The organism is Micromonospora sp. A3M-1-15 (assembly GCF_024213425.1).
Taxonomy (GTDB): Bacteria; Actinomycetota; Actinomycetes; order Mycobacteriales; family Micromonosporaceae; genus Micromonospora; species Micromonospora chersina.
Window position 1 is genome coordinate 1315865 of the sequence record NZ_JANAVK010000001.1, and the last position, 25676, is coordinate 1341540.

The following is a 25676-nucleotide window of genomic DNA, read 5'->3' on the forward strand; positions in this document are numbered from 1 at the left end:
CGCCGCGCCCTCGCGGGTGAAGCGGGTGCTGCCGGCCTACCGCTCCCCCACCCGGTACGTGACCAGGTTCGGGTCGGCCTTGAGCTGCCGCTCGGTGAACTTGATGGTGTCCCAGCCCTTGCCCGAGTAGAGGCGGGTCTGGTCGGCGTACCAGGGTGAGTTCGGGTTGGCCGACTGGGAGTAGGTGAGGATCTGCCGGCCCGACGGCCCGTTGCGGCCCAGTTCGACGGCCATCACGAACGACGAGCCGTGCTGCACCTTCGAGTAGCCGACGCCGGGCTGCAGCACCCCGATGATCATGTTGAAGACGCCGGCCTCCGCCCGCCCGCCGTGGATCGGGATGCGCTCGGCGCCGCGCGGCTCGGTCTGGATGTCGCCGAGGCGGGCGTCGAGCGGGATGCCGTTCAACTTGCGGATGGCATTGGCGAGGGCGGTGCGTACCCTCGGGTCGTCGACGGCGAGCCGGCTCGGCGTGGTGAGCGGGGCGGCCGGGTCGAACGGGTCGGCGAAGCGCAGGCCGCCGGCCAGGGCGAACTCGGTGAACAGGTGCGCGCCCCGGCTGTCGAGGTTGACCTTCAGGTCCCAGCCACGCAGGGCGGCGCAGGCCGCGGTCAGGTCGACGGTGGTGCCGTCGGAGGCGGTGGCCGTCGGCTGCGCCTCACAGACCCGGACCAGGTCGTCGCGGACCAACTCACCCCCGTACGCCCGGTCGCCGAACGTCACGTCCCAAAGCTTGCCGGTGGTGAAGCCCTTGCCGGGGAGCCCGTCGGTGCCGGCGATCCGCTGCTGCACCTGGTGCACGCCGAGCCGGGTCCGCAGGCTCCGCGGGGTCCGCTCGTCGCCGACGATGCGCGGGTAGCCCTCCAGCGGGCGGGCCGGATTGGCCAGCCAGTAGCTGTCGTTGGAGTTGGTCACGTAGTCGCTGCGGACCAGCGCGGGCAGGTTGCCCGGGCCGAGGATGCCGGGCACCGCGGCGTCCGGGTCCTGGCCCAGCTCGCAGGCGGAGCGGGATCCGTCGAGGACGGCCTGGCCGCTGCCGGCGTACAAGGGCTGGAAGGGCACCGGGATACAGGCGGCCGCGAGGGAGCCGGTGACCCGGGGCACGACGGAGTGGTCGGCGTAGAGGGCGTTGCCGTCGCGGTCGGCGGCGATGACGTTGACCCAGGGCAGGAACTGCCGCTGGTCCAGCACCGCCCGCAGCTCACCCACCGACCCGGCGCGTCCCATGGCGAGCCAGCCGTCGAGCGCGCGGTTGTTGGCTGCGTTGACGTCGGTGATCGCGTACGCGGCCTGCGCCGTCCAGTCGAAGGTGCCCGGCACCACGACGACGGGGCCGAAGTGGGTGTCGTAGAGGGTACGGCTGACCGGCCCGCCAGGGGTCTGGACGGTGACCGTGCGGGCGGTCATCTTCCGGGGCTGGCCGTCGTAGAGATAGCTGGTCGGGTCGCCGGGCACCAAAGCCAGCCGGTGCCAGACGAAGCGGCGGGCGGTGGAGACGGTGTGGCTCCAGGCGACCCGGCCGTTGTGGCCGATCTCAACGATCGGGTCGCCGACCAGGGCCGCGCCCTCCACGTCGTACCGGCCGGGCACCTTCAGGTGCATTCGGTAAAAGCGCTCGCCGCCGTCCCACGGGAAGTGCGGGTTGGCCAGCAGCATGCCGCCGCCGCTGGCGGTGGCGTCGCGGCCCAGACCGTACGCGTTGCTGCCCACCCCGGCCGGCGCGCCGTCACGGGCGTTGACGACCGCTTCGGCCTGCGGGGCGCTCGCGGTCCCGCCGGCACCGGGTGGCGCCGCGGCGACGATGCCGTCGGCGAGCGCTCCGGAACTGGCCCGGACCATCCGCGTCCAGTTCGCCCGCCACACGTCCAAGTCGGTGATCGGGCGTACCCAGTCCTTCCCCTTGCAGGCCGGGTCGGTGATCTTGCTCTTCGCGCTGCGGAGGTACGCGTTGTAGCCGGCGACGAAGCCGCGGATCTGGTCGCGTACCTCGTCGGAGGGTGCGTGGATGCCGTCGCGCGGGCCGGTGAGCCAGCGCTCGGCGGCGCGGGCGTCGATGGCCTTCTGCTGGAAGAGGTCGCTGGTGACGTTGCTGGTGGTCGCGCCGAACCAGCGGGATCGCTCGGCGCGGACGGTGACCATCTGCTCGGCGATCAGGCAGATGTTGTCCTCGGCCTGGGCGTAGCCGACGCCGTAGCCAAGGCTGGCGAAGTCGCGGGCGGTGACGTGCGGTACGCCGTACGAGGCGCGCTGGATCAGGGCGGAGTAGCCGTTGCCGTGGGCGGAGGCGGTGCCGCCGTTGATGGTGAGGCCGGCGGCGACCAGGACGGTGGCCGTCGCCGCGGCGGCAAGTGGGCGCGCCCTCATCGGGCGCTCCGGTGGTGGCGTGGACTGAACATTGGACGCCCTCCCCGAGTAGTGACTGTCCAGGTCCGATCGACGCTAGTAGTGAAAGTTGCTCAAGTCACCTGTCGATCACCGCTGACGATGCGGGGCGGTTGAATAAGCACCGTACGGGTCGCGGTCGTGGTACATCCGCGTCAGCGCGGTACGGACACCTGCTGCTCCGGGGTCGGCTTGCCGGCGCCCGGGAAGTGCACCTCGGTGTCGAAGGCGAGCACGCCGTAGTAACCGCCCGAGGTGTACCCGCTGAATCGGATCGTGTAGGCATCGCTGCCCGTCGTCGCGGTAACCGCGTGCGGCACCAGCCGACCGCAGGACGCGGTGTGCCCAGGCCCGTTCCCGCTCGGCGAGGTGGCGGTGAGGGAGCAGCTATTAGTGGTTGCTTTCCTTTCTAGAGCTATCCATAATCGACTGCCGTGGGTAGTGTTTATCGGATCGGCGAGTTCGCTAAGCGGGTGGGCCGCTCGGTGAGCACGGTGCGCCGGTGGGAGGCGGAGGGCCGGATCGGGGCCCGTCGTCTGCCGTCAGGGCAGCGGTATTTCGACGATTCGGATGTGCGCCGGGTGCTGCAGCCGGGCTTCGACGCCGACCGGCGGAAGGTCGTGGTGTACTGCCGGGTCTCGTCGCCGGAACAGAAAGTCGACTTGGCCTCGCAGGTGGCGGCGATGCAGCAGTTCTGCCTCGCTCGTGGTCTGGCGGTGGACGAGTGGATCAGCGAGGTCGGCGGCGGGATGGACCTTCGCCGTAAGAAGTTTCTGGCGTTGATGGATGCCGTCGATCGGGGTGAGGTTGGCACGCTGGTGGTGGCGCACAAGGACCGGTTGGCGCGGTTCGGGTTCGACTTGCTGGAGCATGTGGCGGCGCGTGGCGGCTGCGAGATCGTCGTGGCCAACCAGGAGTCCCTGTCCCCGCAGCAGGAGTTGGTCGAGGACCTCCTGGCCATCGTGCACACCTTCTCGGACCGGCTGGACGGTTTGCGCCGCTACGAGGAGGAGTTGAAGAGGGCGGACTTGACCATGGATGGTGACCGGTGAAGGTCACCCGGATCGCCTACTCGGCCCGACTGAACCCGGGCAAGTACGCCGCTTTGGTGGAGCAGGCCCGTCGGTTGGGTCGGGTGCGCAGCGAGGTGTGGCAGCGCTACGGCTCGATCAACGGTGTCGGGGCCGGGCTGCGGGACCGGCAGGTGCGTGACCGGTGGTTGGTTGACGGCACGCATGTGCAGTTCGCCGTGTTGGCGAATGCGTGGAAGGAAACCGTCCGCGACGCCATGGCCGACATCGCCGCGAACCTCGCGGCCGCCAAGGCCGACGTCCGGCGGGCGATCAACCGACGCACCAACGATCCGGCCGAGCGCAAGCGGATGTTCACCGCGCTGAAAGCCGACCAATGGGCCAGCGACCCGTTCCTGGCCCGGCAGATGCGCAAACATTGGAGGCGTGGCCGCAACCGCACGCACGATCAGATCGTGGTGCGCGCCGACAAGTACAACACCGCCGTCGATGGGCGGGGACGGTTGTGGCTGGCGGTTCCCGGTCTCGAGCCCCGCAAGATGGTCAAAATTCCGCTGTCCACGACGGTCGCCCCGACCGGGACGCTGCGCCTGATCCTGCGCGGCGGCCGAGCGGAGGTGCACTACCAGATCGACGCGGCGCAGATGCGCTCATCGCAGCGACCATGCGGCGAGGCGACGATCGGCGTGGACAAGGGCTACACCGAAGCCCTGACCGACTCCAACGGCCAGCCCCACGGTGAACAGCTCGGCGTGCTGCTCACCCGCGAGTCGGATCGGTTGAAGGAGCGTAACCGCCGTCGGGCGAAGCTGCGCTCAATCGCCAACAACGCCGCCCTGCGTGGGAACCACGCGAAAGCCCACCGGATCAAGGCCAACAACCTCGGCACGATCAAGCGGGACCGACAGGCCGCCCGACACCAGGCGCGGGTGCGCACGGAAATCTTCACCGCGGTGCACGAGGTCGTGGACAAGGCCGCCACCGTGATCGCCGAAGACCTGACCAAACGCTTCACCGGCCGCAAGAAGCTTCCTAAGAACATCAACCGGCGTCTCGCCGCGTGGACCAAAGGAGTCACCGCCGAGGCCCTCAAAAGTGTGTCGGAGCGCAGAGGTTCTGCGCTCGTACATGTCAACGCCGCCTACACCTCACAAACCTGTCACCGCTGCGGCCGGCTCGGCCGCCGCAGCGGGGACCGGTTTCACTGCACCTCGTGCGGGGTGGTGTGGCAGGCCGACGTGAACGCCGCGATCAACATCCTGCAGCGAGCCGGCGACCCCGACATCGCCCTGCACACCCCGTATCAGAAGGTGAAGCAGATCCTGCAGGACAGGACCGATCGCCACCGGACCAGACTGCCGGTCCAGGACTCCAGCCCAGCCACCGCCGGGCGGAGAGCGAATCATCCGAACCGCTCAACTATGAGCAACAAGTAGGAAGCAGTAGTCCTGTTCGCCGGCGTGGATGACCCGACAGGTGATGGTCAGGTTCAGCGGCTCGCGCGAGTCCGGGAGCCATCGGCCGCCGTCGAGGAAGAACGGCTCGACGAAGACGTACGGGTTGAGGAAGTTGCCGCCCGTGTCGTTCTTGCGCAGCCGTTGGGTGCAGAAGCGGAAATTTCCCTTCGTTTTGCCGCTGAGTGAGACGTACACCTGTTGGCCGGCCTGGAGTGTGCAGGTCTGCGACAGCAGGCTGTAGCCGCGGGGGAATTCCGGGGCGGGAGTGGCCTTGGCGGCCGGGGCCGGCGGCGGGGCGGCGGCCGAGCCGCCCTGCGCTGCCGCCGGTGTGCGCGGTTTCGGCGTGCGAGAGGCACTCGCGGCCAGGTTGCTCGGCGTTGGTGTCACCGCTGCACTTGTGGTCGCCGCAGCGGCACTCCCCGTCGCTGTGGCGGGGGGCGCCGGGGTGTCCCAGACCGCGCCGGCTTCGGCGGCACCGGGTCGGGTGCAGCCCGCAAGGCCGGTGGTGAGCAGCAGCAGCGCCAGTGCCCCGCGGCGGACGAGCGGACCGCGGCGCCGGATCGGTGCGCTCACCGCTGCAGCACAGCGGTTGCGTAGCCGTCGGGGTAGAACTGCCAGTAGTCGCGGTACCGGACCGTGAAGGTGGTGGTGCCGCGTGGCAGCGAGTAGGTGAGGGTGTACCTGCCGCTGGCGTCCAGCTTGCCGCGCCAGAACTCCCGCTCGGCCCCGCCGTTGGTCGAGGCGGTGATCCACCAGTAGTTGTCGTCGCCGATCGGCGAGCTCCAGGTCACGGTGAGCTGCGCAGTGCCCTTCTCCTTGCCTGTCCCGACCTGGGCGGTGACGGCCAGGTCGGTGACCGGCGGCCTCGGCGGGTGCGCCGGACCGAAGGAATGCAGCAGCTGAGTTTCCTGGTAGGGGTCGGTCGAGCTGACCGCCCAGGCCCGGGTGCCGTCCCGGTTGACCAGGAGCGTGCCCTCCCAGAGGCTGTCGCCGTTGCGGAAATCGACGGCGTACGTCGGGACCGTGCTGCCCCTGCCGTAGAGGTAGACGTCGGCGTCACCGGAAGCCGTCGAGGCGCGACCGATGGCGACGGTGGACCCATCCCCGGACCAGGCGGCGTCCTGCGGATAGACCCCGCTGGGATAGACGGTGGCGTCGGCGAGATCCGGCAGCCGGTACGAGTGGTGCTCGTACGGGTGGCCAACCGTCTCCACCACCTCGGTGCCGTCCGGGCTCACGGCGTAGTCGATCAGGTTGCTGCCGGTATTGTCCCGCCGGGCGACGATCGTCGGGCCGTCGCCGGAAACGTCGATGACGTACGTGGTGACGGGCGAATACCCGGTGTCGCCGGCGACGAGGAGACCGGGCGCGCCGGGGCTGGCGTCGATGATCGGGTGGTAGTTGGGGCCGGCGGTGTAGACCACCGGCGGGGTGCCGGGCGAGGACCAGATCAGCAGACCGCCGGAGCCGATGCCGGCGTCGATGAACCCGCCGACGACCTTCTCGCCGGCCGGTTCGACGGTGTACAGGTGGGCGCCGGGGGGCGCGGGGTAGCTGGCGATGATGGTGAGCGTGGCGGTGTCCAGCGCGATGATCCGGTTGAAGCCCTGGGCCGCGTACAGGATGCGCCCGTCGTCGCTGAGGACGAGGTCGGAGATGTCGGCGACGGCCGTGACCCGGTTCAGCAGCCGGCCGTCGAGGTCGGTCACCACCAGCGGCAGCGCGCCACCGACCCCCTGGGCGATGTAGAGGCGACCGCGCACCTCGTCGAGTTCGACCGCCCGCAGGTCGTCCACCGGCAGCTGGGTGCCCACGCTCTTCAGCACGGCCGTCTCGGCGGCGGCCGGCGCTGCCGTCAGTAGCTCCCCGGCGCTGAGCCCGATTGCCGTGAACATCCCGGACGCCAGCAGTTGACGACGCCGCATCACACCTCCCCGTGTCGGCCAGCCGCCGTAACGACGGCCAGACGAGACCCTAGTACCGGGCTCGCGGGGTTTGGAAGCAGCGGGATGACGTGATCTGGCGAAAGGACCAGGGCACCTGTCGCCGGTGTGCCGGCGGGTGCCCTGCCGGATTGCACTCCACCGGACTGGCCTCACGGCTCGTGACTGAGCTGCGCGGAAATCGGGGTTGACTCGGCGGGTGTTCCCGGGGCGTACTCGATATACGTTCCCGCACCGCCGGCTGGCGCGGTCGGCCAGAAAGAGGCCGCAGGCACTTTCAGGACGGCGTGCCGGCTGTTGCTGGCCATGGGGGACGTCGAGAGATGGGAGGTCCCACATGAAGGATCACTCGTCGGCAAGTTGAGCTGCACCACTGTGGCGCTTGCTGAGCGCTGCCGGTGGCGGAAGTTGCGAGCGCTTGTGGCTCAGCTTGGCCGCGCCGTGTCCGCTCGTTGATCTCAGCCTGCAGTACGGGTTGTGGCGGCACCTGCTGCTGGCTGCCTGCCCCTGCGCGGGGCCTGGATTGTTCGTTGGCTCGATCACAGTGAGGTATTGGCCGACCTCTGCACGCACAAGGGGTGCGCCTTGCCGGGCAACCCCCGGCAGGGGTCGCGCCCGCCCGCGAACTGGCCCTGTCTGAGTAGGCGCGACCTGGTCGCCATCCCCGTCGCCCTTGAATCCCTACAAACGAAGCTGGAGCACGAACATGATCTCGACCTTCATCAATGCAAATTGGCTGGCGGCTGCCTTCTCGGTTCGCCGGCCCAGGGTGACGCAATTCGAGGCTCTACCCGGACGACGTGTCGAAAGGTGGTGGGCCGTTGGCACCACTTGAGCAACGGCCGCCTGACCTGCCCAACGAGATGGGGTCGGGGCGGGAGCGGCTGGAGAACCGCATCCAGGTGCTGATCATGCTGTTGATCGGCGGTGCGGCCGGCGCAGCCTCGTTCCGTCACGTCCACGACGTCGCGGCGGCGCACGGCCAGCCGGGCTGGCTCGCCTGGGCCGACGCGGTGGTCCTGGAACTGGCCTCGATCGCCGCCGGTCTGGAACTGCGCCGCAACCGGCGCCTGGGAAAGAGCGTCGCGTTCCCGGCGACCGTGCTGACAGTGGCGGTGTTCCTGTCCCTGTCGGCCCAGGTCGTGGAGGCGGAAGCGTCGGTGATCGGCTGGGTCGCCGCCGCGTTGCCGGCGCTCGGCTTCCTGACGATGGTGAAGATCGCCCTCGGCCGCGCCGACCCCGCCCCACCCGACCAGACCGCCCGACCCACGCCGGGCGAGCCAGGACCGCCGCTGATCGTGGACGCCGCGGTCCCGGACACCCACGAGCCGGTCCCCGGACCGCCGCTGCCGGTCCCCACGCCCACTGTCCCGGTCCGGGACTGCACCACCGCGGTCCCGGCTACCGCGGACCAAGACCCGGCGATCCCGGACCGCCGCGACAGCGGCCCACCGGTCCGGCACCGCGGCCCGGAGATCAGCGCGCTGGTCCCGGCCGCCCGGACCGCCGCCCACACGCTCGCCACCCACGGGACACCCCTGTCCCGCAAGGAACTCGCCCGGCAACTGCGCGCTGACGGGCATCACCTGTCCAACGCCACCGCCTCAGCACTCGTGCGCGTCCTCCGCTCCGAGGCCACCCCACCGGCCCCGGCCACGCCGGACCTGTCACGTCAGGAGGCCGCGTGACAGAACCACAACCGGCGACATCTGACAGAGCACACCGCCCCGGTCAGACCAGCGCCTGTCAGGAAGCCCGCCTCCTGACAGAACCTGACCCGACCTGTCAGAGCGAACACCGCCCCGCCCGCCACGGCGCCCGCCGCCAGTGCACCTACTGCCCCTCCACCCGCACTCCGATCATTAAAGGAGCGACGAGCATTCTGACCCAGCTCAACGACCCCCAACAGCGCCACCAGCGCTGTCACCAACCCGCAACACCCGCCCTCTCACACCACGATTGCAGCGGTGTGATCGGCCATGCCGGTGTCGGTGTCGATCCCCGTTCCACCGTCCGCCTTGATACCGACCCCCAAACTGACCCCCGATACTCGCTGACAGCCCAGGTGAGGTCCGCTCTCACCGAGCCCGAGCGGTTCCAGACACACCCTCATGTGTGGGGTGTCCCCCCAGGGGCCGCCCATGCGTAAACCGCTACCCGCGCCGGATCCGCTGCTGCGCCTGCAGGCCAGCATCACCGCCCGCGACGACCGCCTCCTCGGCTGGCTCTACGACCACGGACTGCTGACCACCGACCAGATCGCCGCCGCCCTGTTCCCGTCCCTCGATTTCGCTCAACGCCGGCTGCGCCGCCTCACCGTCCTTCGCGCGGTGGACCGGTTCCGACCCAACAAACCCGACGGTGGCTCCTACCCGTACCACTACGTCCTGGACCAGCTCGGCTACAGCCACGTCCGCGCCCAACGCGGCCTCGGACCACCACGCCGGGACCAGGCCCGCCGCCGAAAACAATCCCTCACGTCCCGCCCGGACCTACCCCACCTGCTCGGCGGCAATCAGGTCTTCGTCGACCTGGCCGCCCACGCCCGCACCCACCCCGACAGCCGTCTGGACCGCTGGCAGCCCGCGTCCGCCTTCCACGAACCGGGCGTGTTCTACCGCAGAGGCGCGGACCCGCAGCTCATGGTCCACGGTCCGAGCGGCCTCCCCCGCCCGGACGGCGCCGGGGTGTGGACCGAGCAGGACCGCTCGGTGCCGTTCTTCCTCGAATACGACACCGGCCGCGAACGCCTCGACATCCTCACCGAGAAGATCGCCAAGTACGAACGCTTGTACGCGATGAGCACCTGGGCATGGCCGGTCCTGTTCCACCTACCGTCGGCGCGACGTGAGGCGAACCTGCACCACCGCCTCACCGGCACCACGCCACGAGCGTTCATCGCCACCACCACCGCCGACCTACGCGCCGCCACCGGCGCGAGCCCCGCCGAGCGGGTGTGGCACCTGGTTGGTCTCGGCGCCGGCCGTCGCTGCCTCGTCGACCTGCCCTACACCGACACCTGCCACGACCAGGAGTTCCCTACCCGCACAAAGGCCGGGCCGCACGGGCGAGCATCCTGATGGCCTTGACGGTGTGAGCAGCCCGGTTGAGCGGGCTGCTCACACCGTCTATTCCGTAGCGGCAGGTGCGGTAGGACCGGAAGCCGGGCTGGCACCTTCGACCAAGCGGCGAGCCAGCCGTGAGGTCACGGAGCTTGGTACGTCCGCTGCTCCGCCTGCCACGCCCGTAGCGCACACTTGATCCGCTGGTTCTCCGCCCGCACGTCGTCCCGCTCGCGAGTACGCCGCTGCAGCTCGAAGGCAAGGCGGTGCAGCAGGGCATCGACTTCGTCGACCTGGTAGCCGCGCCGCCCTCGTCGGGTCAACGGCAACGGCACCGTGGCGATCCGATCCGGGGTGAGCGGGCCGCGCAGGGCGTGCCGGCTGCGGTAGACGGTCACCGCCACGGGATCCGATCCGGCAGGTGGATCCGCTCGCCCGGCACCCCCGCCGCGAGCAGCCGCAACCGCGCGCCGGCCAGCATCAGCGGCGGACCGCACACGTAGACCTGCTGCTCACCGCGCAGATGGTCGACGGCGACGGTCAACGCGTCGCCCCGCTCCCCCGGCTCGGCCAGCGGATCATGAGAGAACGCCGGCACGACGGTCAGCCAATCGTGGGCCTGTTGAAGCTTGTCGAGGGTGATCGCGTCGTACAGGCCCGCCACGTCACGGCTTCCCGCGATCAGCGTCACCTGCCGGCCGTCCGGGGCGGCGGCGACCTGCTCGACGATCGCGCACAGCGGCGCCAGCCCGGTCCCGCCGGCGATCAGCAGCAGATTCCCGCCGTGCAGGCTCAGCCCCGTGTCCGCCGGCGGGCCGAGGTGAAGCAGCTCGCCGGGGCGGACCTGATGGACCAGGCTGGTGGAGACGGCGCCGCCGCGGACCACGCGGACGTGCAGCTCGACGGTGCCGTCCGGACGCGGCGCGTTCGCCGGGCACAGCCAGCGCCACCGGCCGGGCCGGCGCGGCGTGCAGACCGGCACCGCCTGGCCGGGCCGGTAGGGCAGCCGCCGCCACGGCCGTACGGTGAGGATCGCGACCCCGTCGCAGGCCAGGTCATGGTCGAGCACCTCGACCGGCCACCAGGCCGGGCCGTCCCCCGCTTGTGTGGCTGCCCGCTCGACTTCCTGCCAGGGCACGGTGGTCCGTAGCGCGTCGTCGATGACCGTCTGATGCTCTGATCGCAGGCCGAAGCGGCGGTACGCGCGGCCCAGGACGCTCAGCAGCGCCAGCTGCTCGGGTCGGGCCGGCCGGTCGGTGAGCCGGCGCAGGGCGGCCTCGATCAGCGGGGCGGCCCGCTCGGGCAGCAGGCCCGGGCAGAGGTCCTCGACCTCCTCCCAGAACGAGCGCCGCCGCAGGTAGCTCTCCGCGCGGCGGTGCTCGGCCTCCGACCAGCCGAGGTACGGCAGCTCGGTGTTGGTGGTCAACGCTCTTGCCACCTGCTCCGTCAGGCGGTCCCGGTCTACCCCGATCAGGTACGGGGACAGTTCCGCGTCTGCCGCGACGAGACTGAGCCAGCGGGCGACCGCCTCGGGTGTCTTCTGTTGCGTCACGCCGGCTCCCCGAGGTGCTCCTCCGTGAGGCGGGCGGCGTGGATCGTGACGTGCGCCCAGCGGGCCAGGCGGCACGGGTACGGGACGCGTTCGCTGTGGCGCAGCTGGCCCTGCGGCCACGGTTCGGGGGCGTGGACGCGGACCGCGTGGGCGGCGAGGGCCAGGTCCTCGTCGGTGACCGGGGTGAGCACGGGACTCTCGGCGAGTACGGCGGACATCGGTGGGCGCCTCCGGCGGTGGGGTGCGTGGAGTGGCGCCGGGGCGGGCGGGGACGGCCGCTGCCGTACGGGGGAACGACGCGGCCGGAGCCCAGCACCCGCCCCGGGCCTTGCGTCCAGCCTCAGGTTTCGCCTGAGCAGGAACTACAGCGCCAGAGAAGCCTCAGTGACGCAGAAATGAGGCGTCTGCCCACCCGCCCAATCGAAAGACGGTTACTACAGTGACAGCAGAATGGAGGGAGATCGGGCGTGGCCCTGAAGCGGCACCGGCTCTGCCAACGGCGCAAGGCACTCGGGTTCAGCCAGGAACGCCTGGCCGAACTTCTCGGCGTGGAACGGTCGACCGTGGTGCGCTGGGAGAACGCCGAGACGGATCCCCAGCCGTGGCATCGCGCCCGAATCGCCTCCGCGTTGGGGGTTACGCTCGAACAGCTCGACGACATGCTCGTAGACGTGTCGGTGGCGGCACACCGAGGGCAGGCCATGGGAGATGACGCTCGTAGGCGCGCTGCCGGTGCCGCTCGGCCCGAGTTGCTGAGCGGCCTCCGCTCCTTTCTCACCAGCTACCTGACGGCGTCTGATGTGCCGACGCCGCCGCTTGTCGAGGTACGGCGGGGCGTTGGCCGGGTACACAACCTCTACCAGAGGGCGAGCTACACGTCGGCCGCTCGTTTGCTGCCGGACGTGCTCAGCCAGGCCACAGCCCTGACTGGCCACGCCAGCGGGCTGCATCGCAGCAGCGCCTTTCGACTGCTCGCTGCCGCCTACATCGCGGCATCGAAGCTGGCAGCCAAGGTCGGTGACGGTGACACCGCCCTGCTGACCGCCGATCGGGCTTCCACCGCCGCCCGCTTGGCGGACGACCAGGCATTGACAGCCGTGGCCGCCTATCAGGCGGCATGCGGGCTCATGCGGCTGCCCGGGAGAGCCGGCGACGCCAAACGGATTGTGCTCACCAGCGTTAACCGCCTCGGTGCCGTTGATGACCCGGACCTGCTGTCCGCGCAGGGCGCATTGTTGCTGCTGGCTGCCGTGATGGCGGCTGGGCAGGGAAGCTCAAAGGAAGCGGGCCAGTTCCTCGCGCAGGCCGGAGACCTGGCGGCGCTGCTCGGCTCAGATCGCAACCGGCTGTGGACAGGGTTTGGTCCGACGAATGTCGTCATCCACGCGGTCTCCGCTGCGGTTCGAGCCGGCAATGCGGACCAGGCGCTGGAGATCGGGTCGCGGCTCGACACGTCGCGGTTGCCAGCGGTGCTGGTCGGTCGACGGGCCCAGGTACACGTCGACTTGGCGGCAGCGGCGTTCATCTCCTCCGGCGATCGATCAGCCTCCCTGCTGCACCTTCTTGAGGCAGAGCGGGTGGGCGCCGAGGTGGTTTACGCCAACGTGCAGGCGCGAGCGCTGCTGCTGGACCTGCTGGCCAAGGAACGGCGGGCGCCTACGCCAGGGCTGCGGCCCCTGGCGGAGCGGGCTGGACTGTTGGCATGACTCAACGGGGTGTGCTGGCTCTGGTGGCCTGTGCCGCTCCTCCGGTGCTGCGGATCGGTGAGCTGATTGAACTGCTGCTCGCAGACGGGTGGGCCGTCTGCGTGACCGCTACGCCGACAGCGGCCACCTGGATTGATCGGGAGGCCTTGGCGCGCCAGACGGGGTATCCGGTACGGGTGGAGTGGCGGATTCCGGGTGAGCCGGAGCCGCACCCGCCGGCGGATGTCATTGCTGTGGTGCCGGCGACGTTCAACGTGATCAATAAGTGGGCGCTGGGGATCAACGACACGCCCGCGCTCGGCATCCTCAACGAGGCACTCGGCACCGGCATCCCGGTGTACGCCTTTCCGAACGTCAAGGCTCAGCTAGCCGCTCATCCGGGCTACGACCGACACCTGAAACAACTTGAGAAGGCAGGCGTCCGGGCAATGTCAATGACGAGCGAGCCCAACTGGCAAATCGTCGGCGACCGACTCCACGCGTCCACTCGACTCGGGCCTTCAGTGTGATCAGAATCACGCCGGATCGTCGTCGAAATGACGAATGCTTCAGCCTGTCGGCGAGAGTGCCCACCGTGGGTGTATGGACTTCTAATTTAGGAAATCCTGTTGGCGCATCAACGACCAGGCACCTGAACCGCGGGGACGCCAGCCTTTAGGATACCGATGCTCTATCCCCTGAGCTACGAGGACGCGAGGCCCGGTCCAGCGACCTGGGGGTTCGCCTCAGGTGCAGGAAGTGGCCCTGTCAACGCCGCCTGAATCCTGACCATCGTGTTCCGCCCTGGCCCGGAACCACGTGGTCAGTTTTCCCTACCTTGTTGATCGTCCGGCCTGTCGTACTGTCCGGGCAGCCGGGAGCACCGGGGCATGGCTTTCAGTTTTCTGCCGTTGATGGCTTCGCTTGATTGGCCACCCCGGCGCTCCACGACGTCTTGACCGCTGATTGAGATCTGCGACATCGATCGCTGCGTAGGGAATGGACGGCGAGCGCGTCGACGGCATCCCGATCACGAGCAGGGAGAGGGCTGGATGCAGCAGGTCGAGCAAGCATGGGTTGGGATCGACGCCGGCAAGGGCCACCACCACCTGGTGGTCATCGACAGCGAAGGGCACCGGCTGCTGTCGCGCCGGGTGTCCAACGATGAACCCGAGATCGCCGCGGTGATCACCGCGGTCCTCGCCCGAGCGGAGGAGGTGACCTGGGCCATCGACCTGGCCGACGGCCCGGCCGCTCTTGCCATCACGCTCCTGCTCGAGCGCGGCCAGCGGGTCCTCTACCTGCCAGGCGTGGCGGTCAACCGTATCGCCGGTGCCTACCGCGGCGAGGGCAAGACCGACGCCAAGGACGCCGCAGTCATCGCTGACCAGGCCCGCATGCGCCGTGACCTGCGTGAGCTGCACCTTGACGACACAATGCTCGCTGAACTTCGCATGCTTACCGCGCACCGCGCCGACCTTGCGGCCGATCGCACCCGCACCATCAACCGGCTACGAGTACGGCTGCTCGGCATCTTCCCCGCCTTGGAGCGCGCACTCGACTTCACCAATCGCGGACCGCTCGTGCTCATCAGCCAGTTCCAGACTCCCGCCGCCCTGATGGCAACCGGGCGAGAGGAACTGGAGCGCTGGCTCCGCGAGCGCAAAGTCCGCCACGCCGACAAGCTCGCCACCGCAGCGATACACGCCGCTGAAGCTCAGCAGGTCAGCGTTCCCGGTGAGGCGATGGCCGGAGAACTCGTCGGCCGGCTTGCGGCCAACGTCATCGACCTCGACCGGCAGCTCACTGAGCTGGACAAGCTCATCGCTGACCGATTCCACCGCCACCACCACGCCAAGGTGATCACCAGCATGGTCGGCATCGGTGACCTCCTCGGCGCGGAGCTCCTCGCCACCACCGGCGGCAGCCTGGACGGATTCGCCTCCGCTGACCATCTCGCCGGCTACGCCGGACTGGCACCCACACCACGCGACTCCGGTCGACGCGTCGGCAACCTGCACCGTCCGAAGCGCTATAACCGCCAGCTTCAACGCGTCTTCTACACGTCAGCCCTCATCAGCATCCAGCGCAGCCCTGCCTCAAAAGCCTTCTACGAGCGCAAACGAGCTCATGGCAAACGCCACGGCCAAGCCGTCCTTGCCCTCGCCCGGCGCCGCGTGAACGTGCTCTGGGCGATGCTGCGCGACGACCGACCCTACGAAGAAGGACACCCCCGAACGCCCTCGCCGCTTGACAAACAGCATTGAGAATCAGGCGTAGCCGACAGGCCCACGTTCACCCACGTTCCCCGCACCCCCGTTCTCCCAACCAGACCGATGCAACGCACACATATGGCCCTTGCCGGTGGATGCCGAACTACGACGGGGTTGCGGCATCGTCGTGGGCTGCCGACCCGATTCCGTGGCTGCGTCGGTGCTGCACGATTCTGGCGATCCGTTCGGCGGCTTCGTGGGGGTCCTCGTGCTCCCAGACGCGGATGACGAGCCATCCGTCGCGTGTCAGCAGCTCGTCGGTGGAGGCGTCGCGGGCCTGGTTTCGTGCGATCTTGTCCGACCAGTACGTGGTGTTGGCCCTGGTCTCTCTGCTTCCGTGCTGGGGGCATCCGTGCCAGAAGCAGCCGTCGATGAAGACGGCGACACGGGCGGGGCCGAAAACTATGTCGGCTCGGCGACGGAGGGCCCTCGTAGGCGCGACGTCGACTCGGTAACGCAGTCCAGCAGCATGCAGCAGGCGTCGTACCGCGAGTTCGGGCTGGGTGTCGCGGGTCTGCTGCCGCTGCATACGGCCGCGCACACCGGGGCTGCTCGCCCAGGAGGTGGTGGTGGCGTCGCTCCTCGGTGTCCGGCGGGCGCTGGCGGGGCGCCCGTGGTGCTGCTTCATAGTCAGCCGGTGGTTTCCTCACTGGGCAGCCCGAGTTCCTGCCGGTCTCGGTACGCCTGGGCCATGCGCAGGAGGCGAGGCCGGGTTCCGCCGAAGCTGACCAGCGCCTCTCCCTTGCCCAGAGTGCGGATCTGCTCCGCGAGGCGGGAGTCCGCCGGGTTGAGCTTGCGGGCTGCTACGGCTGCCACTGTCGCATCCGGCAGGCGGAAGCACACCTTCGTCTGGGCGTTGGTTGCCACGACGTCGGGCAGGTCGCCCGGCTGCTGGGTGGCGAGGATGACCCCCAGACCCTTCGAACGGCCTTCCCGAATCATGGTGTCGACAGCCTTGAAGGCCGCGACCCGGTGGGCCTCGTCAACGACGACGACATAGCGCACCGAGTTCGGCACGGGCGGCAGGGACTGCACTCTGAGGAGCAGCGCGGAGAGGATGAACCCGGCCGCCAGAACTGTCGTCTGGCCGTTGCCAGGGATTCGGCTCAGGCCGAAGACGACGTTCTGGTCGATGACTTCCCCGAGTGGGGGGCCGTCCCGGAACAGCTCGTTGTGGGTCAGGTCCCCGATGACCCCGGCCAGGTCGGCGTCGAGTTCGTCGTCCAAGAGCTTGAGCGTGGGCCAGCGGCCTTCGGAGCGCCCGACCGCGTACGCGCTACGCAGCGCCTTCTCAAGCTTCGCGCGCTGCCGCACTCCGATGCGGGTGAACGTCTTCGTGGCGACTTCGACGGTGTCGCGCAGTTCGATGACGGCGGTGTTGACGGCACGGTCGGTGAAGTCGTCGAGCGCCAAGGGGTTGTACGGCGCCCCGTCGTTCCAGAGATCGAGGAACTTCGCACCTGCCAGCTGCGGGAAGTCTGTCTCGTCGCTGTAGTCGTTCTTGAAGTCGGCGATGCCGAACTTGCTGCCGCTGTGGCGGGCGAGCTGGGCCAGCAGGCTCATAGTGAACTGGGTCTTGCCCATGCCCGAGCTGCCCCAGACCTCCACATGGCCGTTCTGGAGGACGCCCTGTTCGGGGCCGGCCGGGTGCCAGCGCACTTCCTCGCCAGTGGAGGCGTCCCAGCCCAGGATAGGGGCTTGGAAAGGCCCCGCTCTCTCCGTTACCGCGCTTGCGCTGCCCGTCTGCTGTTGCGAATCGGTCGGGGCTGGCTGCATGGAAGCCTGCTCCTGCTCGTGCTTCGGCGTCGCGACATGGGCGGTAGCGACCCTTGGAGCGGAGGTTTCCTCCCGACGGGGCTCCTGAGTGCTTGGCGCCTCGCGGGCGGCGTCGGCTGCCTGTTCCGTGCGGAGGGCCGGCTTGGCTTCCGGGCGGCGACGGGTCCGGCCGCCCTTGAGCGGCGGCCTGTCGGCTTCTACTGTCCGCAGGTCCGTAATGCGCACTTCAGTGGCCCGCTGCAGCAGCGCCTCGGTGAGTTTGATGCTATGCAGGACCACGGGCACGATGTCGCCTGCTACCTGTTGCGGGTAGTACCTGTCGAACACGTCGACCTTGGGGCCGAACACCAGCCCTACGCCGGCCCACTCGAGGGTGCCGGTTCCGGTCCGGAATTCCTCTAGGGCTGCCAGCTCCCTGGCGTCGAGGCGGAAGCGGGATTCGCGGGCCACTGAGTATGCCGCTTCGGCGATGCGGTTGAGCCACAGCCTGCTGTGGATCGACTCCGGCACGGGGTAGGCGGCCCACTGTGTGGCAGCGAGGGTCTGATTGAGCTGGTCCAGGGCGCCGGCTGCCGCATCTGTCTCGTCGCTGCGCCTGGCTTTCACCTCGATGGCCGCCACGTGGACACCGCCTTCGGCGGGGTCGAGCGCGATCGCGAGTAGGTCCGCGCGGCGGCTCGGGAACCAGTGTCGGTACTCGTCGAGGCTGACGAGCAGGACACGGCACCCGGGCGGAAGCGGCCAAGGAGTGGTGGTCGTTGCCAGCAGCGAGAACGCCACGACGTGCCCGACAAGCTCGTTGATGCCGGTGCCGCTGGTGGCGGCCTCGAGCGCAAGGATGCCGTAGCCCTGGCTCGCGACCCGGCGGAGGTCGGCGCCCACGCTGAGCGCCACGTCGCGGTCAGAGACGATTTCTGCCGTCCGCAGACTCCGCCCGATGGCCCGGTCCGCAGGCCCTCCCGACTTCTGGCTCAACACTAGCGACAGGGGACTGTCGCCGCCGAGGCGGCGCTCCTGGTGGAGGATGGCGATCCGGTCGGCGCCAAGGGCCTGTTCCAGGCTGTCGCGGGTTGCGTACCGGTCGAGCGTCGCTACCCACAGCGCGAGTTCGTGCACCTGCCGGAGCTGCTCGGCGATGTCCATGGCCCCGGTGCGCACCTCCGGCACCGGGATCTTGTCGCCGTCCGCCGGCCAGGCGTCCTCCACCGCCGTCTGCAGCTTTAGCCAGGTGATGCCCGCGCTCGTCGCCGCCGGGGGCATTAGCAGCATCCGCCGGTCCTTCTGGGGCCGCTGGAAGGTTCTCGGCGCGAAGAGGACCTCAGAGTCCTGGCGTGGCGGCACCACCTCAGGGAACTCGATCTGGAGACGGTTGCCACCGTCGCTAATGCCGGTCACCAGGGCAAGGTGCACGGCCGGGCTTCCTGAGCCGGGCTGCTGCAGGACCTCGCGGGCGCGGTCGAGGCTGTCGAGGTAGCGCAGTTCGAGGACGTCCCGGCTGTCGCGCAGCTCCTCGTCGGCGCGGGCCAGCGTCCGCCAGTGCGGCTTGTCGCTCGCCTCCTGTCCGACACAGAACACCTCGATCTTGGCGATGGTGCCCCGGCCGGTGCGGCGGCCGATCAGCTTGACCGCCTGCGAGACGAGCAGGTCCGCCGCGCCGGGGCCGTATGCCAGGCACCGCAGGTGCCCAGCTGCCTCGGGCTGCAGAGTCAGCAGGCGCACGATGACAGAGGTCAGCGCCGCGCCGGCGTAGCCGCTCTCGTCACGCGTGTCCGCGCCACCGTAGAGGCTCCAGAGGCGCCCCTCGGAGGTGGGCAGCAGCGCTCTGTCCCGCAGGCGGACGCGGATGTGGGCGGGGTGGTGGGAGGCGGTGGTGCGGGCGATGCTCGCGGCCGTGGCGGTTACCGGCTTGTCGCCGGAGGCGTCAGGTGCTTCCTGCAGCAGCGACCACAGTGCCTCGAGGTACTGGCTGAGCCACTCGGCCTTCATGGGCGCGAAGCCGGTGAGGGCCACCGAGTGGTTCAAGCCGGTGATGGCGCCGGCGAGCGAGAGGGCTTCGGCGGCAGCCGGTCCGCCGTGCGTTGCTTCGGCGTTGCAGACCGCATTCCAGCTCGCTGCCCAGCGTCGCAGATGCTGCGGCGTGAGGCCTTCTCTCAGTGACAGGCGGGCGAGGTCATAGAGTTCCTGCGCGAGCGGCTTGAGCTGGCTCGGGGCTGGCACAGCGCTCGCTGGGGCGTCGCCGCAGAACGACGACAGGGTCGGCTCTTGTGGCGTGGCGAGGGCCAGCGTCGGGTGCTCGGCGAAGAGCAGGGCAGCTCTGAGCAGAGCGGCGTCGTCGAGGTCGGGTCGCCAGTCCACCTGGACGGTGCTGCCGTCCGCGCCGTGGAGCCGCAGCTGCATCAGCGCGAGTTCGCCAGACGGGAGGTCAGCGTCGTGGAACGATTCGACCGCTGTGTCGTTGTCGGCGGGCTGCAAGAGGAGTCCGTCAACGTCGACGCCCCTGCTCTCGAGTTGGTGCATCAGCGCGCCCAGCCGCAGCCGCGCGCAGCCCAGTGTGATGCGACGTACGGCGCCGCTGCGGTTGACCCGACCGGCGCCCGAGGGGGGCTTCGGGTTCAGGACCTGGATCCGCTTGAGAGGGCCACCGAGCTGCTGAACCGCCTTAATCAGCGCGTACTCGGGGCACGACGGGTTACTCCCGCTGACAGCCTTGTCGCGCAGCAGCTTCTCCAACTTGACCCGAGTCGTCTTGTCGAAGATTCCGCGGGCCTGCGCGTCGTCGAGGTCGAGGAGTTCCCGGGCTGCCTCCCGCTGCTGGGCGGCGTGGCGGAGATCCTCCGCTCGGGACTGGTACTGGGGCCACGGTAGGTCGGCGACCTGTCCTCCCCCGTGGGTGCGCTGGTAGTCCCGCAGAGCCCTCAGCGCGGTGTCAGCCAAGTCCTGGGTGCGCTGCTCGAGAATCTCGCGCGCCTCGTCGAACTGCAGCCGGTGCAGCAGCTGCTCGCTACCCGACTGCAGCAGAGTCATCACGCTCGAGGCGGCGGCCTTGGCGCCCGCCGGGTCGTCCCGCAGTCCGGGCCGGCGACCGAGGACAGACTCGGCCCGCCTACGGATCTCGGCGTAAGCGGTGGGCCGCAGGACGTCGTCGCTCGTGCGCCGGGCGGCCAGGGCAAGGTTGTCGCCGATGCGGTCGGCGTCGACTCGGTCGCCGGTGGCCGTGTCGGCGAAAGCTCCCAGGGCCGGAAGGCAGGCCAGGGGGTCGTCGCCGGCAGCGACCCGATCGAAGTACGCGGCGACCTGCGCTGCACTCGGCTTGTGGGCGATGCCGGCCCGCGTGATCGCATCACGCACCGCCCGCACCGGCCCGTCAAGGCTCGCTGCAGGCTGTTGGCGGGCGAGCCTGACCAGCCCCTCGGGAGAGTCCAGCAAGACTCCGGGGGCGACGTTCTCGAAGAGGTTAAGGCCGCTGCGGTCGGGAACCTGCAGGCCTTCGCACAGGACCAGCACGATCCCCTGCCGATACCGGTTGCGCAGCCCTGTCCCGGAGCCGTCCAGCGCGTGCGCGCCGAACCGGTGGGGAGTATCGGAAACCACGGCCAGTGGCGGGAGTTCGTCGGTCCACGCCGCCACCATGCCCAAGGCCAGACTCGACGGGACACCCTCCACCAGCACAAACTTGGAGCCGCCGCTCATGTTCTTGATGTGTTCGGCGAGTGCTCCGCCCAGCCGATGGCTCACTTGCCCCACCTCTGTGCGCGTTCGCCGACCACGGTGGTGCGGTCGGACAGGCTCAGGGCCAGTCCTGCCTCACTCATGAGCTGCTCAGCCCTGCGCGCGTTGCGTTCAAGGCCCGCGCCGTCGACCTGGCCTCGCAGGCTGGTCGACGCCGCCGACTCCTGGTTGATCACGAGTCCCCACTCCTGCCGGATGGCGGCAAAGAATTCGTTGCTTGGCATCGGCATCCGGCTCGACAGCGCTCCCACCAGGGCAGCCAGCAGGTCAGGCGTGGCCGTCAGGTAGCGGTAGCGCGTGCCGGCGATCAGGCCGACGGACTCCAGCAGGACGCGGAATCCGTCCTCTGCGCGGCCGTAGTTCGCGTTCTCCACCGACGTGCGCGCCAGTCTGAGGAACTCCTCGTCCGGGCTGTCCGCTGTCAGCTGCGTGAGCTGGTGCGAGACACTGTCCGCGCGATTCTCGACCAACCGGCTGCGCTTCTCGAACTCCTCGTCCCATGCAACGGTCTTCTCTCCTACCAGCTCCCGCATCCGCCGCGCCAGGGTCGAGATCGTTGCCTCGTTCAGGCGGATCCGCGCCCTGCGGTAGGACTCCTCCGACCGCTGCCTGACCCGGTCCTGTGCCCGCGGCCCCCGGCCAAAACTGAGGAGGAGGAACCGGTCCTCCTCTGGAGTTGAGGTCGTCTCCCAGGCCACCCTGAGGGCATGCACGGCGAGGTCGAGGGCGAGGATCGTCCGCAGCTGCCAGAGCTTGGCAGGACCGCTGGCACCTCCCTGGCACATCACCCCTTCGGCATGGCGGCAGATGCTCGCGGCGAGCGGTTGAAGGAGCTTGTCCCTGCCGCGCTCCCACGCCTCCTTCTCGTCTTCTTCGACATCAGGCGGACTGGTGTACGTCGCGTCCGTCGGGAGCGCTGACTCGAGCCGCTCGCTGATTTCAGCCAGCGGGCTCGGGCCGGTCAGCGCCTCCTTGATTGCCTCGACTGCCCGGGCGCCCAGCGCTGCGGACTCCGGGTCGCCGGGATCCAACAGCAGCCGCGCGAGAGTGATGCCGCTGCCGCGCATGTACACCTTCCGGACGGTCCAGTCGGCCCGGCTCGGGCTGGCCTTGCGGGCGTCGTACCACAGCAGCGACTCGTGGAAGGGCCGCAGCAGCCACGCCCCGGGCTGGCCCCGCTGCGTGTCGGGGTCGACGAGGCCCTGCAGGGCGTTCTGGGCGAGGGTCAGGTTGGCGCTGTTGCGCACCTCGGAGCCCTTGGCGAGCAGGTCGCCGTAGAGCTGAGGCGTCATATTGTCCTCGCCGGCCCGCCCCTCGCGTCCGCCGAGGAAATTGGTGGCTAGGGCGAGGCTGCGCAGCGCGAACCGCTGCCGCTTCGGGCTCTGGATCGGCGCGCCGGCTGCGGGAGCCCGGTACCCGTTCTGCGCCAGGGTGAGCAGCGTCTCCGCGCACAGCTGCGGAGCCCGCTCGTCGCGGTCTGGGTCCAAGCCGAACAGGACCTGCGCGACCTGGCCGGGGGCCAGACGCCGTTTGGGAGCCACTACACCCTCCGAGAAGTCGCGAAGTGCGGCAGGTTGACCTTGACGAGAGCCGGCGGGTTCGAGTCGGGGTCTGCCACCCGGATGCCGTCGCCCGCGGCCTCGGCCGACGCGAGCCGGCTGTAGAAGCCGCGCAGGTCGTTCATCTCGGCTACGCCCTGGCCGACCGGCCCCTGGAAGTCCGCAGCCTCCCGGATGGCCTCGTACATTCGCGGGCGGATGCGCAGCGACAGCTCGGCCCGGCCGTCCACGGCCAGTTCCACGTCCACGTGGTCCACGTCGAGCAGCTGTTCCACGAGGCCGCGGTCTGGCACACGCACGGAGAGCCGGTCCAGCGGCACGAGCCCGTAGACCAGGGATGGCCTGGCGGGCCGGAAGGATCCCGGGTCTCGGGCGAACAAGCAGGCCGGGTCCGGCACGACCAGTCCCTCCGTCGGGCTGGAAAAGCCGGTGACGAGGAAGTTCAGGCCCCTCACCAGCCCGGCGACCTCGATGACTACGTCCTCGCCACCGGCGGCCTTCTCCGCCAACTCCACGAGGTCTGCCACGTACCGGTAGCCCAGCAGGCGCCGCGATGCGACGTCCGGGCCGCCGAGTGCCGCGCTGGCCTCGAAGTACAGGCGCTGCCGCCATAGGACCTGGGCGGGGGCGTTGCTGTCGCCGTCGCCCGCGACCAGGGCGTCCAGCCCGTCGTCGACCTTCGTCGGGTCTTCGCTCGTGCTTACAATCTCACCCAGGTGCTGGAAGGTCATCGTGCCCTGCTTGGTGCGGACCCGGTCCAGCGGAGATCGGCTTCCGGCCAGCGCCAGGCTCCCGTCTGCGCCGTCCTCGGCGACCGCCGGGTCGCCCGCAAGCAGGCGCACCTCGTCAGGTGCCCCTGTCGTGTCCCTGAGCCAACCGTCGATCTCAAGGTCGCTGACGTGGCCCAGCAGGGCGGTTCGCATCCCCGCCATGAGCGGCGACCGCTCGATGGCGTCGGGCTGCAGCCCGCCGCCCACGACCCTGGTGAAGTAACCGCTGGTGGCAGTGAACGCAGATCTATCGAGGTCGCGCGTGGCCGCCTTGACCTTCGGGCACCCGTGTTCGCCGACGACCGCCCACGCCAGGACCGAAAGGACTTCGCGGATCGTCGGGACCGCTTCGCCCGCGCCGAGCCGCACGAGGGTTCGCAGCTGGCGGCGCACATCGGGGTCCCTGAGCGCCTCGGCGTTGCTACGCATCGGACAGCCGCCCAGGCTGAAGGGACAGCCCGCGCAGCCGGTCCACAGCTCTTCCCTGGTCAGAAAGTCCAGCAGGGCGTCCCATAGGCCAGGCGCGGTGGGCCGCTGGCGGTTGACGTTAACGACCACCAGTCCCCCGACCTGGGCGGCTCCGCTGCGCAGCGCCTCCTCCAGTGCGTCGGCGAAGTCGCTGTGGTTGAGGACGTCGAGTGCGTCCCGGAGCACGCCCTCGTTGGCGCAGACCAGGTACTGCCCGGACCCTGCGGCCACGCCGTCGAGAACCGCCTGGAGCGCAGACCGGCGCGCGTCGTCGTCCGAGAGGCCCGAAAGGTCCTTAACTACCCACCTATCGGGGGCGACCTCGCAGGGCTCATCGCTGGCCGGCAGCTCTCCGCCGACCCTTTGACAGTAGGACTCGGCCACCGCGGTCTTTCCCGTCCCGGCGTTGCCCGTGAGCACGATGGCCCCGGGCTCACCTCTGCCAGCCCACGCCGTGACGTGGCTCGCCAGCCTGGTGGGAACGTCCTCGCCGAGTGCGTCGCTGAGGGACTGAAAGTGTTCACGGTAGGCGCCGGCCTGGTCAGCGCTGAAGATGGACAACGACCTCAGGGCGGCGACGGCGGGCAGTTCGTCCGACAGGTCTTCTGGAGCAGTCACTAGCCGGCTGCCTTCCTCTCGGCTCGGCGCACAGTCTTCGCGGTCGTGCCGGCGTGCCGGCGTGCGGCGGTGAGCTCTGCTGCCTTCCGTGGCGGCACGCCAGCGGCGAGCAGCACCTGCGTCAGGGCGCCAACAATCTCTTTCGCGGCGGGCGGGGGGACCGCGTTGCCAATCTGCCGGCGCACGCGAGCGTACGCCGAAGCCCGGTTGCGCACTGTCCCGTACTCGAAGACGAAGTCGTCAGGGAAACCCTGCAGCCTGGCCTTCTCCCGGTTGCTCAGTCGCCGGGGCTCGACGTGGTGGTAGCCGTGCGTGCCGCCGCCACCACCGGCGATCATCGTGTAGGCCGGCTTGTTCGGATCCAACCTCCGGTACACGTGGCTGATCAGTCCCTTAACCGCCGAGGGGTGGCCCGCCGGGATGACCCCATAGTTGGCTCCCGGCGGGATGAGCTCAAGCCGCTTGACGACCTCGGGCCCGTCCAAGCCCCGCTCGTGGTTCGGGGCATCGTCGGGGATCGGGTCTTGATCCAGCGCATCCGCGACAGTGCGGTGGCGCCCCGCGAAAGGTTCCGGGATCATCGGTGGCCGCACCTTCAGGTCACGACGCACGCCGACGACGATCAGGCGCTCGCGGTTCTGCGGAACGCCGAGGTCAGCCATGTCGACGATCTGAGCCGACAGGTCGTAGCGGACTCCGCGGACCTCACGCGGGCCGCTGACGAAGCTGGACGGCGACCGCAGCGCGTGGCGGACGAGAGTCCACGCCGCCCCGTGGTTGGCAGACAGAAGACCTGGGACGTTCTCCAACACGAAGGCCGCCGGCCGCAGTGCGTCCAGGAAGCGCGCGACGTGCCGGAACAGGTTGCCCCGTGCGGTCTTCAGCCCGTCGTGGTTCCACAGCGTCGAGTAGTCCTGGCACGGCGGGCCCGCGAGCAGGATGTCGCACGGCACGTCCGGAACCTCGAGCTCGGCGATGTCCTGGGCGACGATGTGCCGCCCGATGTTGCGCCGGTACGTCTCGACAGCCCAGGGCTCGATGTCGTTGGCCCAGACGACGCCGACCCGCTTGGTCTGCTCCGCCCCCAAGTCCATCCCGCCGCAGCCAGAAAACATCGAAACTGCCGCGTAGCGGCCTGTCGGGAATGCCATCAGGACCCGCCCCCCGGCACCCGGGAACCTGCGCGACGAGCAGCCACAAGAAGATGATCAACTTCGCGCGGCGCTGCCGCGCGTCGCGGGGTGGTCCTGAGCATGGGTGCACGATATCGGCAGGCACCGACAAGTGACAGGGCGACCCGCGCACCGCGCTGAGAGCCGGCGGCCGATGCGATTGGAACGATCGCCGGCCGGAGTCCAGCGTCCGAAGACG

At 69.6% G+C, this 25676-nt stretch carries 19 protein-coding genes; 7 read left to right on the top strand and 12 right to left on the bottom strand.

Translation table 11 applies throughout. The features are described 5' to 3' along the window. Positions 1-36 precede the first annotated feature (36 nt). Together NLX85_RS06045 and NLX85_RS06050 are read right to left on the bottom strand one after the other, a co-directional pair. The gene (locus NLX85_RS06045) at positions 37-2364 is read right to left on the bottom strand and encodes an acylase (protein WP_254332039.1); all 2328 of its coding nucleotides are present in this window, start codon (positions 2362-2364) and stop codon (positions 37-39) included. A gap of 173 nt (positions 2365-2537) precedes the next feature. After that, on the bottom strand, positions 2538-2702 hold the full coding sequence (locus NLX85_RS06050) for a hypothetical protein (RefSeq protein ID WP_254332041.1): 165 nt from the start codon (positions 2700-2702) through the stop codon (positions 2538-2540). Between the two features lie 114 nt (positions 2703-2816). Between NLX85_RS06050 and NLX85_RS06055 the strand changes: the two genes are divergently transcribed. Further along, on the top strand, positions 2817-3434 hold the full coding sequence (locus tag NLX85_RS06055) for an IS607 family transposase (protein WP_254332043.1): 618 nt from the start codon (positions 2817-2819) through the stop codon (positions 3432-3434). Then, positions 3431-4849: an RNA-guided endonuclease TnpB family protein gene (locus NLX85_RS06060; RefSeq protein ID WP_254332045.1), complete on the top strand. Its 1419-nt coding sequence runs from the start codon at positions 3431-3433 to the stop codon at positions 4847-4849. Before NLX85_RS06055 ends, NLX85_RS06060 begins: the two co-directional genes overlap by 4 nt. Here the strand turns inward: NLX85_RS06060 and NLX85_RS06065 are convergent. Together NLX85_RS06065 and NLX85_RS06070 are read right to left on the bottom strand one after the other, a co-directional pair. Further along, positions 4829-5443 (bottom strand): hypothetical protein, encoded by a 615-nt coding sequence (locus tag NLX85_RS06065; RefSeq protein WP_254332047.1) that lies wholly within the window; start codon positions 5441-5443, stop codon positions 4829-4831. The two genes, NLX85_RS06060 and NLX85_RS06065, sit on opposite strands and share 21 nt — an antisense overlap. After that, positions 5440-6795 (bottom strand): hypothetical protein, encoded by a 1356-nt coding sequence (locus NLX85_RS06070; protein ID WP_254332049.1) that lies wholly within the window; start codon positions 6793-6795, stop codon positions 5440-5442. Before NLX85_RS06070 ends, NLX85_RS06065 begins: the two co-directional genes overlap by 4 nt. 839 nt (positions 6796-7634) lie before the next feature. Here NLX85_RS06070 and NLX85_RS06075 point away from each other — a divergent pair. Next, the gene (locus NLX85_RS06075) at positions 7635-8501 is read left to right on the top strand and encodes a DUF2637 domain-containing protein (protein ID WP_254332051.1); all 867 of its coding nucleotides are present in this window, start codon (positions 7635-7637) and stop codon (positions 8499-8501) included. A 453-nt stretch (positions 8502-8954) separates the two neighbouring features. Further along, positions 8955-9893 carry a replication-relaxation family protein gene (locus NLX85_RS06080; RefSeq protein ID WP_254332053.1) on the top strand — a complete coding sequence of 313 codons (939 nt, stop codon included), beginning with the start codon at positions 8955-8957 and terminating at the stop codon, positions 9891-9893. 125 nt (positions 9894-10018) lie between these two features. On the opposite strand, the gene NLX85_RS06085 is transcribed toward NLX85_RS06080, so the two are convergent. From NLX85_RS06085 to NLX85_RS06095, 3 genes are read right to left on the bottom strand one after another with little or no spacing between them, the layout of a single operon-like run. Next, positions 10019-10279: a hypothetical protein gene (locus NLX85_RS06085; RefSeq protein WP_254332055.1), complete on the bottom strand. Its 261-nt coding sequence runs from the start codon at positions 10277-10279 to the stop codon at positions 10019-10021. Next, the gene (locus NLX85_RS06090; RefSeq protein ID WP_254332057.1) at positions 10270-11427 is read right to left on the bottom strand and encodes an FAD-binding oxidoreductase; all 1158 of its coding nucleotides are present in this window, start codon (positions 11425-11427) and stop codon (positions 10270-10272) included. The genes NLX85_RS06085 and NLX85_RS06090 overlap by 10 nt, the downstream gene beginning before the upstream one ends. Further along, positions 11424-11645 (bottom strand): hypothetical protein, encoded by a 222-nt coding sequence (locus NLX85_RS06095; protein WP_254332059.1) that lies wholly within the window; start codon positions 11643-11645, stop codon positions 11424-11426. The genes NLX85_RS06090 and NLX85_RS06095 overlap by 4 nt, the downstream gene beginning before the upstream one ends. A 249-nt stretch (positions 11646-11894) precedes the next feature. Between NLX85_RS06095 and NLX85_RS06100 the strand changes: the two genes are divergently transcribed. The 3 genes from NLX85_RS06100 (at position 11895) to NLX85_RS06110 (ending at position 15379) form a co-directional block, all read left to right on the top strand. Then, positions 11895-13133: a helix-turn-helix domain-containing protein gene (locus NLX85_RS06100; RefSeq protein WP_254332061.1), complete on the top strand. Its 1239-nt coding sequence runs from the start codon at positions 11895-11897 to the stop codon at positions 13131-13133. After that, positions 13130-13642: a flavoprotein gene (locus tag NLX85_RS06105; RefSeq protein WP_254332063.1), complete on the top strand. Its 513-nt coding sequence runs from the start codon at positions 13130-13132 to the stop codon at positions 13640-13642. The genes NLX85_RS06100 and NLX85_RS06105 overlap by 4 nt, the downstream gene beginning before the upstream one ends. 522 nt (positions 13643-14164) lie before the next feature. Further along, a complete protein-coding gene (locus NLX85_RS06110; protein WP_254332065.1) occupies positions 14165-15379 on the top strand; it encodes an IS110 family transposase in 1215 nt (404 codons plus the stop codon). A 109-nt stretch (positions 15380-15488) separates the two neighbouring features. Here NLX85_RS06110 and NLX85_RS06115 read toward each other — a convergent pair whose 3' ends face one another. Genes NLX85_RS06115 through NLX85_RS06135 form a run of 5 tightly spaced genes read right to left on the bottom strand, consistent with a single transcriptional unit; the run spans position 15489 to position 25456 of the window. Beyond that, positions 15489-16013, bottom strand: coding sequence for a very short patch repair endonuclease (locus NLX85_RS06115; protein ID WP_254332067.1), 525 nt, complete (start codon positions 16011-16013; stop codon positions 15489-15491). Between the two features lie 2 nt (positions 16014-16015). Next, positions 16016-20896 (bottom strand): helicase HerA-like domain-containing protein, encoded by a 4881-nt coding sequence (locus NLX85_RS06120; RefSeq protein WP_254332069.1) that lies wholly within the window; start codon positions 20894-20896, stop codon positions 16016-16018. After that, a complete protein-coding gene (locus NLX85_RS06125; protein WP_254332071.1) occupies positions 20893-22431 on the bottom strand; it encodes a hypothetical protein in 1539 nt (512 codons plus the stop codon). The genes NLX85_RS06120 and NLX85_RS06125 overlap by 4 nt, the downstream gene beginning before the upstream one ends. Continuing rightward, complete coding sequence (locus NLX85_RS06130; protein ID WP_254332073.1) at positions 22431-24305, bottom strand: ATP-binding protein; 1875 nt, start codon at positions 24303-24305, stop codon at positions 22431-22433. Before NLX85_RS06130 ends, NLX85_RS06125 begins: the two co-directional genes overlap by 1 nt. Next, a complete protein-coding gene (locus tag NLX85_RS06135; protein ID WP_254332075.1) occupies positions 24305-25456 on the bottom strand; it encodes a DNA cytosine methyltransferase in 1152 nt (383 codons plus the stop codon). The genes NLX85_RS06130 and NLX85_RS06135 overlap by 1 nt, the downstream gene beginning before the upstream one ends. Positions 25457-25676: the final 220 nt, after the last annotated feature.